Source organism: Streptomyces sp. NPDC088400, assembly GCF_044753355.1.
Taxonomy (GTDB): domain Bacteria; phylum Actinomycetota; class Actinomycetes; order Streptomycetales; family Streptomycetaceae; genus Streptomyces.
In genome coordinates this window covers 247111-261718 of the sequence record NZ_JBIVMZ010000002.1, presented here as the reverse complement: position 1 = coordinate 261718, position 14608 = coordinate 247111, and the positions used below count along the sequence as shown (strand labels likewise).

Annotated in this window: 12 protein-coding genes; 2 read left to right on the top strand and 10 right to left on the bottom strand. The window is 69.5% G+C overall.

Going from position 1 to position 14608, the window contains the following annotated elements; translation table 11 throughout:
• Window positions 1–103: 103 nt before the first annotated feature.
• From ACIQD6_RS06125 to ACIQD6_RS06085, 9 genes are all read right to left on the bottom strand, one after another.
• The gene (locus ACIQD6_RS06125) at window positions 104–1108 is read right to left on the bottom strand and encodes a sugar phosphate isomerase/epimerase family protein (protein WP_401878664.1); all 1005 of its coding nucleotides are present in this window, start codon (window positions 1106–1108) and stop codon (window positions 104–106) included.
• 87 nt (window positions 1109–1195) lie between these two features.
• Complete coding sequence (locus ACIQD6_RS06120; RefSeq protein ID WP_401879528.1) at window positions 1196–2371, bottom strand: Gfo/Idh/MocA family protein; 1176 nt, start codon at window positions 2369–2371, stop codon at window positions 1196–1198.
• A gap of 136 nt (window positions 2372–2507) precedes the next feature.
• Window positions 2508–3545, bottom strand: a complete 1038-nt coding sequence (locus tag ACIQD6_RS06115) for a substrate-binding domain-containing protein (RefSeq protein ID WP_401878662.1) — start codon at window positions 3543–3545, stop codon at window positions 2508–2510.
• 133 nt (window positions 3546–3678) lie between these two features.
• On the bottom strand, window positions 3679–4785 hold the full coding sequence (locus ACIQD6_RS06110; RefSeq protein ID WP_401878660.1) for an ABC transporter permease: 1107 nt from the start codon (window positions 4783–4785) through the stop codon (window positions 3679–3681).
• Window positions 4782–6320, bottom strand: a complete 1539-nt coding sequence (locus tag ACIQD6_RS06105; protein ID WP_401878658.1) for a sugar ABC transporter ATP-binding protein — start codon at window positions 6318–6320, stop codon at window positions 4782–4784. The genes ACIQD6_RS06110 and ACIQD6_RS06105 overlap by 4 nt, the downstream gene beginning before the upstream one ends.
• Window positions 6321–6577: 257 nt before the next feature.
• Window positions 6578–7768, bottom strand: coding sequence for an ROK family protein (locus tag ACIQD6_RS06100; protein WP_401878656.1), 1191 nt, complete (start codon window positions 7766–7768; stop codon window positions 6578–6580).
• A gap of 244 nt (window positions 7769–8012) precedes the next feature.
• Window positions 8013–8690 carry a GntR family transcriptional regulator gene (locus tag ACIQD6_RS06095; RefSeq protein ID WP_401878655.1) on the bottom strand — a complete coding sequence of 226 codons (678 nt, stop codon included), beginning with the start codon at window positions 8688–8690 and terminating at the stop codon, window positions 8013–8015.
• Between the two features lie 129 nt (window positions 8691–8819).
• On the bottom strand, window positions 8820–9767 hold the full coding sequence (locus ACIQD6_RS06090; RefSeq protein ID WP_401878652.1) for a beta-ketoacyl-ACP synthase III: 948 nt from the start codon (window positions 9765–9767) through the stop codon (window positions 8820–8822).
• A gap of 223 nt (window positions 9768–9990) precedes the next feature.
• A complete protein-coding gene (locus ACIQD6_RS06085; RefSeq protein WP_401878650.1) occupies window positions 9991–11355 on the bottom strand; it encodes an OFA family MFS transporter in 1365 nt (454 codons plus the stop codon).
• A 181-nt stretch (window positions 11356–11536) separates the two neighbouring features.
• Here ACIQD6_RS06085 and ACIQD6_RS06080 point away from each other — a divergent pair, with 181 nt between their 5' ends.
• Together ACIQD6_RS06080 and fdhD are read left to right on the top strand one after the other, a co-directional pair.
• On the top strand, window positions 11537–11992 hold the full coding sequence (locus tag ACIQD6_RS06080; protein WP_401878647.1) for a PaaI family thioesterase: 456 nt from the start codon (window positions 11537–11539) through the stop codon (window positions 11990–11992).
• A gap of 304 nt (window positions 11993–12296) precedes the next feature.
• Complete coding sequence (gene fdhD, locus ACIQD6_RS06075) at window positions 12297–13136, top strand: formate dehydrogenase accessory sulfurtransferase FdhD (RefSeq protein ID WP_401878645.1); 840 nt, start codon at window positions 12297–12299, stop codon at window positions 13134–13136.
• Window positions 13137–13460: 324 nt separating this feature from the next.
• On the opposite strand, the gene ACIQD6_RS06070 is transcribed toward fdhD, so the two are convergent.
• Entirely contained in the window at window positions 13461–14522 is a 1062-nt protein-coding gene (locus ACIQD6_RS06070; protein ID WP_401878643.1) for a bile acid:sodium symporter family protein, read from the bottom strand.
• Between the last annotated feature and the right edge of the window lie 86 nt (window positions 14523–14608).

Below are 14608 nucleotides of genomic sequence, written 5' to 3'. Positions count from 1 at the left end.
GACCCAAGTTGAACTTTCCCCAGCCTCAGGACAAAGGATCCTGACGGCAGGCCGGACCGCCCCGCGACGCCACACGCGTCGCCGGGCGGTCCGGAAGTGGTCGCTACTCACCGCCTCCGAACGCCGCGTCGAAGGACGCGGTGGGCGGGTCGAAGTCGAAGCGCTTGAGACCCGCGAGGGCCTCGGGGGCGCCGGCCAGCCGGTCCATGCCGGCGTCCTCCCACTCGACCGAGACGGGTCCCTCGTACCCGATCGACCGCAGCATCCGGAAGACGTCCTCCCACGGGACGTCGCCGTGGCCCGCCGAGACGAAGTCCCAGCCGCGCCTCGGGTCGCCCCAGGGCAGATGCGAACCGAGGCGGCCGTTGCGGCCGTCGAGGCGCTTGCGGGCCTCCTTGCAGTCCACGTGGTAGATCCGGTCCCGGAAGTCGTAGAGGAAGTTGACCGGGTCCAGGTCCTGCCAGACGAAGTGGCTGGGGTCGAAGTTCAGCCCGAACGCGGGCCGGTGGTCCACCGCTTCCAGCGCGCGGTGCGTGGTCCAGTAGTCGTACGCGATCTCGCTCGGATGGACCTCGTGGGCGAAGCGCACGCCCTCGGCGTCGAAGACGTCCAGGATCGGGTTCCAGCGCTCCGCGAAGTCCTCGTACCCCCTCTCGATCATGCCGGGCGGCACGGGCGGGAACATCGCGACCAGGTGCCAGATCGAGGAACCGGTGAAGCCGATGACCGTATCGACCCCGAAGGCGGCCGCGGCCCTGGCGGTGTCCTTGATCTCGGCCGCCGCCCGCTGTCTGACCCCCTCGGGCTCGCCGTCGCCCCAGATCCGGGCCGGCAGGATGCCCTGGTGACGTTCGTCGATGGGGTTGTCGCAGACGCCCTGGCCCACCAGGTGGTTGGAGATCGCCCAGCACCTCAGCCCGTACTTGTCGAGCAGTTGGTGCCGGCCGTCCAGATACCCGGGGTCGGCGAGTGCCTTGTCGACCTCGAAGTGGTCGCCCCAGCAGGCGAGTTCCAGCCCGTCGTAACCGAAGTCACGGGCGAGCCGGCACACCTCCTCCAGGGGCAGATCGGCCCACTGGCCGGTGAACAGCGTGAACGGACGTGGCAATTCGGGCCTCCTACGCTCGATTTCCGGACGCGTGCGTTTCCGACGGCTGCGGCACGGGAGTGTGCGACGGCTGCGGCACGGGCGTAATCACGGCTGCGGCACGGGCGTGTGCGACGGCTGCGGCACAGGCGTGTACACGGCATTCTTCGCCGCGCTGTCCTCCACCGCCGCGAGCACCCGCTGCACCTGGAGCCCGTCGGCGAAGGACGGCACCGGATCGGTCCCGGTGGCGACCGCCTCGACCAGATCGCGCGCCTGGTGGACGAAGGTGTGCTCGTAGCCGAGCGCGTGGCCCGGCGGCCACCACGCCTCCAGATAGGGATGCTCCGGCTCCGTCACCAGGATCCGGCGGAAGCCGGACGTGGCCGCGGGCTCGGTGTGGTCGTGGAACGACAGCTCGTTGAGCCGTTCCAGGTCGAAGGCGAGCGAACCGCGCTCACCGTTGATCTCCAGCCGCAGGGCGTTCTTGCGCCCCGCCGCCATCCGGCTGGCCTCGAAGGAGGCCAGCGCGCCCGAGGCCAGCCGCCCCGTGAACAGCGTCGCGTCGTCCACGGTCACCGCCCCCAGTTCGCTTCCGCCGGTCCCCGACAGCCCGGCCGTCGCCCCGCTGAGCACCGGCCGTTCCTTGACGAAGGTCTCCGTGAGCGCCGTGACGCCCACCAGCGGCTCCCCCGTCAGGAACTGCGCGAGGTCGACGATGTGCGCCCCCAGATCGCCGAGCGCCCCGGACCCCGCGTGCTCCCGCTTGAGCCGCCAGGTGAGCGGGAAGTCCGGATCGACCAGCCAGTCCTGGAGGTAGGTGACCCGGACGTGCCGCAGGGTGCCGAGCCTGCCCTCCTCGATCAGCTTCCGCGCGTACGAAATGGCCGGAACCCGGCGGTAGTTGAAGCCGACCATCGCCAACTGCCCGCGCGTGCGGGCCGCATCGGCGGCCCGCACCATGGCCTCGGCCTCGGCCACCGAGTTGGCCAGCGGCTTCTCGCACAGGACGTGCTTGCCCGCCTCCAGCGCGGCGATGGCGATCTCCGCGTGGCTGTCCCCCGGGGTGCAGATGTCGACCACCCGCACATCGTCGCGCGCGATGAGTGCCCGCCAGTCGGTCTCGGTGGCGGCCCAGCCGTGCTGGTCGGCCGCGGCCCGGACAGCGGCCGGGTCACGGCCGCAGATCGCCGCGAGCGTGGGCCGCATCGGCAGGTCGAAGACGTGTCCTGCCGTGCGCCACCCCTGCGAGTGGGCGGCGCCCATGAACGCGTATCCGACCATGCCGATGCCGAGCGTCGGCAGCTGCGCCCTCGTCGGCGGTGTACCGGCTTCTTGCTCCGACGGTTCCCTGGGACTGGGGGTCATACGGAGTACTCCTCGTCTCTCACTCGGTGGGGGCCAACTGCGGGAGGGCCGGTCAGCTGAAGCCGGTGGGCAGGTACTGGTCGACGTTCTCCTGGTCGACCACGGCCGAGTAGAGGGTGACCGAGGCCGGGATCTCCAGCTCCGACATGCCGCTGATGCCCTTGGCCTGGCCCAGCGCGCGAGCCAGGTCGATGGCCGAGGCGGCCATGGTCGGCGGGTAGAGAACGGTGGCCTTGAGCACGCTGTTGCCGGCCTTGATCGCGTCCATCGCCGACTTGGCACCGGCGCCGCCGACCATCAGGAACTCGTCGCGGCTCGCCTGCTGGATGGCACGCAGCGCGCCCACGCCCTGGTCGTCGTCGTGGTTCCACAGCGCGTCGAAGGAGGACTGCGCCTGGAGCAGCTGGGCCATCTTGGCCTGGCCGGACTCGACCGTGAAGTCGGCGGCCTGGCGGGCGACCTTGGTGATGTTGGGGTAGTTCTTCAGGGCGTCGTCGAAGCCCTTGGTACGCTGCTGGGTCAGCTCCAGACCGTCGATTCCGGCCAGTTCGACGACCTTGGCGTTCTTCTTGCCCTTGAGCTTCTGGCCGATGTAGTTGCCGGCGCTGACGCCCATGCCGTAGTTGTCGCCGCCGATGTAACAGCGGTACGCCTGCGGGTCGGCGAAGACACGGTCCAGGTTGATCACCGGGATTCCGGCGCGCATCGCCTTGAGCCCGACCTGGGTGAGCGCCTTGCCGTCGGCCGGCAGGATCACCAGGACGTCGACCTTCTTGTTGATCAGCGTCTCGACCTGGCCGATCTGCGCGGCGGTGTCGTTGGAGCCCTCGGTGCTGTCGAGGGTCACCTCCGAGTACTTCTCCGCGCGGGTCTTGGCCTGCTCGTTGATCGCGTTCAGCCAGCCGTGGTCGGCCTGGGGTCCGGCGAAGCCGATGGTGACGGGCTTGCCGGGCTTGTTGTCGGCGGCCGGCGCGCTGTCGGCCGCGGTCTCCTTCTTGGCTGGCTCGTTGCTGGTGCAGGCGGTGAGGAGGGCACCCGTGGAAACGGCGGCGGCGCCGAACAGCAGTCCTCTGCGGCTGGTTTCTGGCATGTCGGTTTGACCCTTCGGGTAGGTCGGTACGGCGGGCGAGCGGGTGCGAAACCTGAGGTTCCGGGGGCCGGGAGGTTCCGAGGTCCGGATGCGGGAGAAACCGAGGACCCGGGAAGTACCGGCGATCCGGGTGTCAGGCCTCGCCGTTGCGCAACGTGCGGCGCTGGACCAGTACGGCGGCGACGATGATGGCGCCCTTGGCGATCTGCTGGACGTCGCTCTGCAGGTTGTTGAGGGCGAAGATATTGGTGATCGTGGTGAAGACCAGCACCCCGAGGACGGACCCGACGATGGTGCCGCGGCCGCCGCTGAGCAGGGTGCCGCCGATGATCGCGGCGGCGATGGCGTCCAGCTCGTACAGGTTCCCGTTGGTGTTCTGTCCCGAGCCGGCCAGGATGATCAGCAGGAAGGCCGCGATGCCGCAGCAGAGGCCGGAGAGCAGGTACAGGTAGAGCCGCTGCCTGCGGACGTCGATACCGGCGAGCCTGGCGGCCTCCGCGTTGCCGCCGACGGCGACGGTGCGCCGGCCGAAGGTCGTACGGTTGAGCACCAGCCAGCCGATGACGGTGACGGCCGCGAAGACCAGGACGAGCGGCGGTATCCCCAGGATGTACGCGTCGGGGACGCCGAGGTCGAGCACCGACGGCACGGTGACGATCTGCGTCTTGCCGTCGGTGATCTGGAGGGCGAGCCCCCGGGCGGAGGCGAGCATCGCGAGGGTCGCGATGAACGGCACCATGCCGCCGTACGCGATCAGCAGCCCGTTCACCAGGCCGCAGCCGAGACCGACGACGACGGCGGTGAAGAGGATGCCGGCGAAACCGTACTCCTGGGTGGCCAGTGTGGTCGCCCAGACCGAGGAGAGGGCCACGATCGCGCCCACCGACAGATCGATCCCACCACTGGTGATCACGAACGTCATGCCGACGGTGACCACACCGATGACCGAGGCCTGGGTGAGCACCAGTTGGAGGTTGTTGGTGTCGAGGAACTGATCGGGCTTGGTGATGCCCCCGACGATGATCAGTGCCGCGAGCACACCGAGCAGGGAGAGGTTACGGACGTCGAGCCGCAGTCCGAGCGCACGCCAACCACCCTTCTCCGTACCGGACTTGGCGGATGCGGCGGCGGATGTTCCGGACGTGGTGTGCGCGGTGGGCCCGGCGGGCTGAGTGGACGGCTCGGAGCCGGCCGCACCGTCGGGCCCGCCCTGCCGCGCCTCGGAGGCAGGCTGTTTCATGGCGTCGGGCTCCCTTCCATCACAAGGTCGAGTACACGGTGCTCGTCGAGCTCCTGGGCCGGTGCCCGGTGGACGACCTGGCCCTCACGGAGCACCAGCACCCGGTCGGCGAGGCCCAGCACTTCGGGGACCTCGCTGGAGACGAGCAGTACGGCGAGGCCTTCGTCGGCCAGCCTGCGGATCACTGCGTACAGCTCGGCGCGGGCGCCGACATCGACGCCGCGCGTCGGTTCGTCCAGCAGCAGGACCCGGCAGCCGCGCAGCAGCCAGCGGGCCAGGACGGCCTTCTGCTGGTTGCCGCCGGAGAGGGTACGGATACGGGCGTCCGGGTTGTCGGGGCGCAGCGAGAGTTCCCTGGTGGCCTCCCTGGCCGCGGCCCGCTCCGCCGAGCGGTCGAGCCAGCCGGCCCGCGAGAAGCGGGACAGCGACGACACCGACACGTTGCGGGTGACGGATTCGAGCATCAGCAGGCCCTGGGCCTTGCGTTCCTCGGGGGCGAGACCGAGTCCCGCGCGGACGGCGGCGCGTACGCTGCCGGGCCGCAACGGGGTGCCGTCGACGAGGACACGTCCCGCGGTGGGTTTGCGCGCCCCGTAGACCGTCTCCAGGATCTCGGAGCGTCCCGAGCCGACGAGGCCGGCGAGTCCGACGATCTCACCGGGCCGCAGTTCGAGGTCGACCGGCGCGAACTCCCCTTCCCTGGCGAGTCCTTCGACCCGCAGTACGGGCTCGGCGCGCGCCGCGGTGTGCGTGGCGGGGGCGGGCCGCTCGGGGAAGACGTACTCGACGTTCCGGCCGGTCATCAGCGCGACGACCTGGCGGGTCGGGGTCTCCTTCGCGGGCAGCGCGACGGCCACCGTACGCCCGTCCTTGATGACGGTGACCCGGTCGCCGATCCGCCGGATCTCCTCCAGCCGGTGGGAGATGTAGATGACGGCCACACCGTCGTCGGTGAGGGTGGAGACGATACGGAAGAGGTTGTCGACCTCGTCGGGGTCGAGGGCCGCGGACGGCTCGTCCATCACGATGAGCCGTACGTCGTGGGAGAGGGCTCGGGCCATGGACACGATCTGCTGCTGGGCGGCGGAGAGCGAGCCGACGGGCCGGTGCGCCTGGATCTCTGGGTGGCCGAGGCGTGCCAGCAGCGCGGTCGCCTCGGCCCTGGCCTCTCTGCCCTTGACGACGAAGCCGGCGGTGGTGGGCTCGTGTCCGAGGAAGATGTTCTCGGCGACCGACAGGCCCTCGACCAGGTCGAGTTCCTGGTAGATGGTCGCGATGCCGAGCCGCATGGCGGCGATGGGCGACTTGAGCGTGACCGCTTCGCCGCGCCAGTTGATGACACCGCCGTCGGGCTGGTGGGCACCGGCGAGCACCTTGATGAGGGTGGACTTCCCGGCGCCGTTCTGGCCGAGCAGACAGTGCACCTCGCCCGCCCGGACCTCCAGGTCCACGCCGTCGAGCGCGCGGACGCCGGGGAAGGTCTTGGTGATGCCGGACATGGTGAGCAGAAGGGTTTCTGGTGGTGCTGGTGCCATGGCGTATCCCCTCGGGCAGTACAAGGGCAGGACGGAACCAGGTGCGGCGGAGCTGTGATGCGGTGGCGCGATGGTGCGGCTCGGTGCGGGTGACGCGGTTCGTGCGAGTGCTTGCGGCTCGTGCGGGTGGAGCGCGTGGTACCAGGTGATGCGCGTAGTGCGGGGTGGATCGTGTAGTGCCGGGTGATGCGCGTGGTGCTGGGTGGAGCACATGGTGCGGGGCAGAGCGCGTGGTGCCGGGTGATGCGCCGCCGGTGTCAGACCGGCGAGAACAGGTGGTCGCTGATGAGCCGGGCCGCGCCGGTCACTCCGGCGGTCTGCCCCAACTCCCCCAGGACGATGGGGAGATTGCCCGTGGCCAGCGGCAGGGACTGCTTGTAGACCTGGGTACGGACGCTCGCCAGCAGCGTGTGTCCCAGACCGGTCACCCCGCCGCCTATCACCACGAGCCCCGGGTTGAAGAAGCTCACGAGCCCGGCGATGACCTGGCCGACGCGGTTTCCGCCCTCGCGGATCAGGTCGATCGCGGTGGGGTCACCGGCGGCCGCGGCCTTGGCGACATCCGCGGCGGTGAGCCGGCCCGCGGGGCCCAACGCGTCGAGCAGGACGGCCAGTTCGGGCGAGCGGCCGGTGCGGGCCGCTTCCTCGGCGTCACGGGCGAGCGCGGCGCCGCTGAAGTACGCCTCCAGGCAGCCCTTGTTGCCGCAGGCGCAGGCGCGGCCGTCCGACTCGACCTGGATATGGCCGATGTCGCCGGCGCTGCCGGTCGTGCCCCGGTAGACCTCACCGGCGACGACTATCCCGCAGCCGATGCCGGTGCCTATCTTGACGCAGAGGAAGTCGCCCACCGAGCGTGCGACGCCCGCGTGCTGCTCCCCCATCGCCATCAGGTTCACATCGTTGTCGACCATGACGGGGCAGCCCAGTTCCTGACTGAGCGCCTCCCGCACGGGGAAGCCGTCCCAGCCCGGCATGATCGGCGGCGCGACCGGGACCCCCTCGGGGAAGCGGACCGGGCCCGGCACGCCGATCCCGGCGCCGTCGAACTCCTCGGCGAGTCCGGAGGCCTTGAGTTTGGAAGCCATCACGAGCACCTGCTCGAAGACGGCGACGGGACCCTCGCGGACGTCCATGGGGTGGTTGAGGTGCCCCAGCACCTCCAACTCCGCGTTGGTGACGGCCACATCGATGGAGGTGGCGCCGATGTCCACACCGAGGAAGCGCATCCCGGGGGCCAGCCGGATGTTGTGGGAGCGCCGTCCGCCGCGCGAGGCGGCGAGTCCGTCGGCGACCACCAGGCCGGTCTCCAGCAGCCGGTCCACCTCGACGGCGAGCTTGGAGCGGGAGAGGTCGACCTGATCGCCCAGCTGTGCGCGGGAGTTGGGTCCGCCGTCGCGCAGCAGCCGCAGCAGTCGCGCCTGGTGCGCGTTCGCGGGTCGTGCGGTCATACGTCTCACGCGCCCCTCCCCGCCCTGTCGGCTGTGATTATCGGGCTTTCGAGGGAACGTAGCAGCGCTTGCCCGCAGGGGGAAGAAGTTGCGCGGGAATCCGTACCAACTTTCTCCACACCCAGGACAAAGGTTCTGTGAGAGTGCTGCCCCGGAATGCGTGAGCACTGTCCCGGGACTCGCGGGAGCCGCCCCGGGATCAGCACCGCCCACCCGACCGCCCGGGGAGGGGCCGGGTGCGCCGTCAGCCGCGTTCGCGCTGGTGGTAGGTCGTACGCGTGTGTTCCGTGTGCGCCCTCATGACCTCTGTCGCGCGCTGTTCGTCCCGCGCCGAGATCGCCGCGATCAGGTCCCGGTGCTCGATCCACGACTGCTTGCCGCGCTGCCGGGCGACCGGCGTGTAGTACCAGCGGACCCGGCGGTCCACCTGCCCGGACAGCTCGGCCAGCACGACATTGCCCGCCAGCTCCATGATCTTGGCGTGGAAGGCCGCGTTGGTGGCGACCGCCTGATCCACGTCGTCGTCCGCCACCGCCTGCTCGCCGATGGCGCACAGCGCCTCCAGCGCGGCGATCCCCGCCGTACCCGAGTTGGCGGCGGCCAGCCGGGCGGCCTCCGCCTCCAGGAGCGTACGGACCGACAGCAGCTGGTCGGCCTCGTCCTCGGTCGGTTCATGGACGAACGCGCCCTGGGCCGGGCGGAGATCGACCCAGCCCTCGGTGTTGAGCCGCTGAAGCGCCTCGCGCACCGGCTGCCGGGAGACCCCGAGGTGGCCCGCCAGCTCGCTTTCGACCAGGTGCTGGCCCGGCTGGAGCGCCCGGGTCGTGATCAGTTCGAGCAGGGCCTCGTACACGCGCTCACGCAGCGGCCCCGGTCGTTCGAGCTTGGGCACGGCCCCCTGCGCCAACTTCGCGGACAACATTCGCGGTCCCCTCCTGGCCGGCAGAGTCAATGACGGTGTCAATGACGGTGGTGATGCCGCCACGAAGGACGGCATCGAGACATTGGCTATCGTCTACAGTCTACCGAGAACCGCGTCATCGCAGCGGGGTCAGGGGCAGCGAATGATCTGGCCCGCGTACGAGAGATTCCCGCCGAAGCCGAACAGCAGGGCCGGCGCCCCCGACGCAACCTCTCCCCTGGCCACGAGCTTGGACAGGGCCATCGGGATCGAGGCGGCGGACGTATTGCCGGATTCCACCACGTCCCGGGCGATGACGGCGTTGACCGCCCCGATCTTCTGGGCGACGGGCTCGATGATCCGCAGATTCGCCTGGTGCAGCACCACCGCAGCCAGATCCTCGGGGGCGATACCCGCCCGCTCGCAGACCTTGCGGGCGATGGGCGGCAGCTGGGTGGTCGCCCAGCGGTAGACGGACTGGCCCTCCTGCGCGAACACGGGCGGTGAGCCCTCGATCCGTACCGCGTGCCCCATCTCCGGCACCGAGCCCCAGAGCACCGGGCCGATCCCCGGCTCCTCGTCCTCGTCGGTCGCCACGACCACCGCGGCGCCCGCGCCGTCACCGACCAGGACACAGGTCGTACGGTCCGTCCAGTCGGCGACCCCGGCCATCTTGTCGGCGCCGATGACCAGTACCCGGGACGCGGAGCCCGCCCGTACGGCGTGGTCGGCCGTGGCGAGGGCGTGGGTGAATCCCGCGCACACCACATTCAGGTCCATCACGGCGGGCGAACCCATGGAGAGCCGGGCGGCGACCCGGGCGGCCGTGTTCGGCGAACGGTCGATCGCGGTGGACGTGGCGACGAGCACGAGGTCGATGTCCGCCGGGGTGAGACCGGCCGCGGCGAGCGCCTTGGCGCCCGCGTGCGCGGCCAGCTCATCCACGGGCTCGTCCGGACCCGCCACATGCCGGGTCTTGATGCCGACCCGGCTGCTGATCCATTCGTCGCTCGTGTCCACCATCTCGGCCAGATCGTGATTGGTGAGCACCTTGGCGGGCTGATAGTGCCCGAGCGCGGCGATACGAGTGCCGGTCATGCCCGGGACCCCCTCTGTTGTCGACGTCAGGAGCCCTCCAGTCTCGTCAGCGACTCACCGGTAGGCGTACAGGTGAACCAACAGGATTCATCCACGCCGCTTGGAGACTCCGACTCATCCGGTGAACAGCTGTGCGGCCTTGAGGACCAGCTCATACACACCGTACGCGAGCGGCGCCCCTACCCAAAGCCAGGCGAAGGCGATCAGACCGGTACGCGGGGACTCAGGCGCTGTGCTGCTTTTCGCTGACGGGCTCGTCATCGGTGGCCTCCTTGGGGGCGGGGACGTGGTGACGGGGATGAACGGGCCGTACCAGCTCATTGGCGACAAAGCCGACGACCAGCAGGCCGATCATGATGCCGAACGACAGCGAGTAGAGTCCCGCGCCGCTTCGGCCCGCCTCTTCCTGGCTGTCGGCGACCCAGTTGACGATGAGCGGACCGAGTACGCCGGCGGTGGACCACGCGGTGAGCAGCCGGCCGTGGATGGCACCGACCTGGTAGGTGCCGAAGAGGTCCTTGAGATAGGCGGGAATGGTGGCGAAGCCGCCTCCGTAGAAGGAGAGGATCACCAGCGCGCAGATGATGAACAGCGGCTTGGAGGAGTCGCCGAACTGCGCGATCAGCAGATACATCACGGCGCCGACACCGAGGTAGACGCGGTAGACGTTCTTGCGGCCGATCAGATCCGAGGTGGAGGACCAGCCGATCCGGCCGGCCATGTTGGCGGCGGAGAGCAGGGCGACGAAGCCCGCCGCGGCCGCGGTCGAGACGGGAGTGCTGGTCCCGGTGAAGAAATCGGTGATCATCGGGGCGGCCTTCTCCAGGATCCCGATGCCCGCGGTGACGTTCATGCACAGGACGACCCACAGGCACCAGAACTGCGGGGTACGCACGGCGGACCTGGCCGACACCTGCGCGGTGGAGATCAGCGAGCCCGCCGCCACCGGCTGCGCCGGACCGGCGCTCTCACTCTGCCGGTAGCCCGGCGCGGGCACGCGGACCAGCAGGACGCCGAGCGACATGAAGACCGCGTAGACCAGCCCGTGCACCAGGAAGGCGTACGCGATGCCCGTACTGTCCGGTCCGAACGACTCCAGCATCTGCGCGGACCACGGCGAGGCGATGAGCGCACCGCCGCCGAAGCCCATGATCGCGATGCCGGTGGCCATGCCCGGCCGGTCGGGGAACCACTTGATGAGCGTGGAGACGGGCGAGATGTAGCCGATACCGAGCCCGATCCCGCCGACGAAGCCGTAGCCGAAGACGATCAGCCAGTACTGCTCGGTGAAGGCACCGAGCGCGGCGAGCAGGAAGCCGGAGGAGAAACAGCAGAGGGCGACGGTCATCGCCCAGCGCGGCCCGTTGCGTTCGACGAGCGTGCCGCCGAAGGCGGCCGACAGGCCGAGCATCACGATGCCGAGCTGGAAGGGGAGCGCGCTTTCGGTGCCGGAAAGATCGAGAGCGGACTCCAGCGCGGGTTTGAACACGCTCCAGGCGTAGGCCTGACCGATCGAGAGATGCACCGACAGCGCGGCGGGCGGCACGAGCCAACGGCTCCAGCCTACGGGGGCGAGTGGTGGGGTCATGGTCGCAAACCCTAGGAAGCCACTGACCCGTTGGGAAGAGCACAGCGATCTTTACCGACGGATACCGCTTCTGACGCGGTTCAGTCGGGGTGTACTGACAGGACCGGCGGGTCTCGCCCAATCCCGTGCGGACAACTGTCCGTAGCCACTGACCAGCCTCGATACCGCTGAAGGAGAACAAATGGAAGACTCGACGCACCAAGAACAGGCAAGCCCCGTGGTCAAAGCCCGCATCCAGAACAGTTTCGATCGCCAGGGACTCATGGGCCACCTTGGCGCCCGCATCACGCACATCGCCCCCGGACGCGTACACATCGCCCTCCCGAGCCGCCCCGAAGTCACCCAGCAGCACGGCTACTTCCACGCGGGCGCCACCAGCGCGATCGCGGACAGCGCGGGCGGCTACGCGGCATTCACCCTGTTCCCCGAGAACACCTCGGTACTCACCGTCGAATACAAGATCAACCTCCTGGCACCGGCCGCCGGCGAGCACATCGAGGCGGTAGGAACGGTCCTGAAGTCCGGGCGGACCCTGACCGTGTGCCAACTGGAGGTGTTCGGCGTCCAGGACGGCCGGCGATCGCTCGTCGCGAACGGGCAACAGACCCTGATCCGCGTGAACAAGCCCGAGCAATGACGTCTCCGAGACCACCGAAACAGCCTCAACTCCCTTACGGTGAAGGGCTCGTGACGAATCCGGTACGTGGACTTCCGAACCAGAGCGTCTACGAAATACTGTATGCACACCATGGAGAGGAGCGAAGCTCACCATCAGCCGCGCGTACGGCGGCATCGCCCGCCACCTGCCCCTGCCCGTACAGGACAATGAGATCGTGAAGGTGACCTCACCGCACGACGACGTTCACATCAAGGGCCACTTCGGCTTCCAGCACGTACAGCAGCGCTGACAGGACCAACGAGAACGAGTAGGGCTGATCACCATGGGACGGGTCACCGAGCGCCGCCGCACCATCCGTATCCGGGACGGAGCCGTCACGACCCGCCCCGACACCCTGGTGGCCGAAGAGCCGCTGGAAATCCGGCTGAACGGCAAACCGCTCGCCATCACGATGCGCACCCCCGGCGACGACTTCGCGCTCGCGGCGGGCTTCCTCGTCAGCGAGGGCGTACTGGCGTCCGGCACGGACGTACGGTCCATCGTGTACTGCGCCGGGGCGAAGGACGACGGCTCCAACACGTACAACGTGGTCGACGTCCAACTCGCACCCGGAGTACCGGTCCCGGACATCACGCTGGAGCGCAATGTCTACACGACCTCGTCGTGCGGACTGTGCGGCAAGGCCAGCCTGGATGCCGTACGGACCACCGCCCGCTTCCCGATCGCCGACACTCCCCCGGTCCGGATCGAACCCGCACTGCTCTCCGCCCTGCCCGACCGACTGCGGGCAGCCCAGCAGGTCTTCGACCGCACCGGCGGCCTCCACGCGGCGGCGCTCTTCTCGGAATCCGGCGAAATGCTGGACATCCGCGAGGACGTCGGCCGGCACAACGCGGTCGACAAACTGATCGGCCGGGCCCTGCGGCAGGACCAACTGCCGCTCTCCCGCTCGATCCTGTTGGTCTCGGGACGCGCTTCCTTCGAACTGGCCCAGAAAGCCGTGATGGCCGGCATCCCCGTACTGGCGGCCGTATCCGCGCCGTCCTCACTCGCCGTCGATCTCGCCGCGGAAACAGGGCTGACACTCGTCGGCTTCCTCCGCGGCTCCTCCATGAACGTGTACGCGGGCGACGAACGGATCGCCCTGCACACCGAGGTGTGAAGGGTCGCTCGCCGCACGGGACAAGGGCCCGGCCGACGGGGAGCGCCCCCTGCGTCGGCCGGGCTTTGTTCTTCGTGGGACTCGGTTCGCCTCCGGGGCGCGAACGGGCGACCGGCGGGAGGGGGACGGGGGCGCAGGAGGTGACGTGTCCGGACGTAGAGCGTGATTTGTGCCGCACACCGGCCCGCACCGGACCACGAAACCCGCACGCGGCGTAAATCATGCAGTCCGGACATGCGCCTCCGGAGCCCCCGGCCCCCGCACCCACCACACACCGGCACCCGCACCCCCAGCCCTCGCCGGACGGCGCACCGCCGGGAGGCGTCACCGCACCGCCGCCGCCTCAACCTCCGCCTCAGCCTCCGACGACGGCGAAGGCGCAGACGCGGACGCAGTTCCAGACTCCAACTCCCCGTCCCGCGACCGCCGCTTGGCGATCACCGCGCACACCATCAACTGCATCTGGTGGAACAGCATCAGCGGCAGCACCGCGAGACTCGCATGCGCCCCGAACAGCACGCTCGCCATGGGCAGTCCCGCCGCCAGGCTCTTCTTCGAGCCGGCGAACTGGATCGCCACCCGGTCCGCCCGGTCGAAGCCCAGCCCCTTGCCGCCGTACCAGCTCACCGTCAGCATCACCGCGAGCAGCACCGCCTCTACGGCGAGCAGCGCCCCCAGTCGGCCCGGTGTCACCTGGTGCCAGGCACCCGCGATCATGCCCTGGCTGAACGCGGTGTAGACGACCAGCAGGATCGAGCCACGGTCGACGAAGCTCAGCAGCTTCTTGTGGCGGGCGAGGAAGCCGCCGATCCATCGGCGCAGCAACTGCCCCGCGAGGAAGGGCAGCAGCAGCTGCGCCACGATCTTGAACAGCGAATCCGCGGAGATGCCCGCGGTCCCGCCGCTGATCAGCAGCCCCGCGAGCAGTGGGGTGATCATGATGCCCGCGATGCTGGAGAACGATCCGGCGCAGATCGCGGCGGGCACGTTGCCGCGGGCCATGGAGGTGAAGGCGATGGACGACTGGACCGTCGACGGCACCAGGCAGAGGAAGAGCAGCCCGCTGTACAGCTGGGGTGTCAGGACGTACGGGACGAGCCCCCTCGCGGCCAGCCCCAGGAGCGGGAAGAGTACGAATGTGCAGGCGAGGACGGTGACATGGAGCCGCCAGTGCTTCATCCCGTCGACCACCTCGGCCGTGGAGAGCCGCGTCCCGTAGAGGAAGAACAGCAGCGCCACCGCGCCGGTGGAGGCTCCCCCCGCGATATCGGCCGCGGCACCGGAAGCCGGCAGCAATGCCGCCAGGGCCACGGTTCCGATGAGGGCCAGGATGAACGGGTCTACGGGCAGCCAGGACGGCATGCGCGGGGAACGGCGGCGGTTCATGTGCTCCACAACTAGCGGTCGGTGCAGGTCGTACGGTCGTCCAGGTCACGCGGCCGTACAGGTCACGCAGCCGTACGGGCCGTACG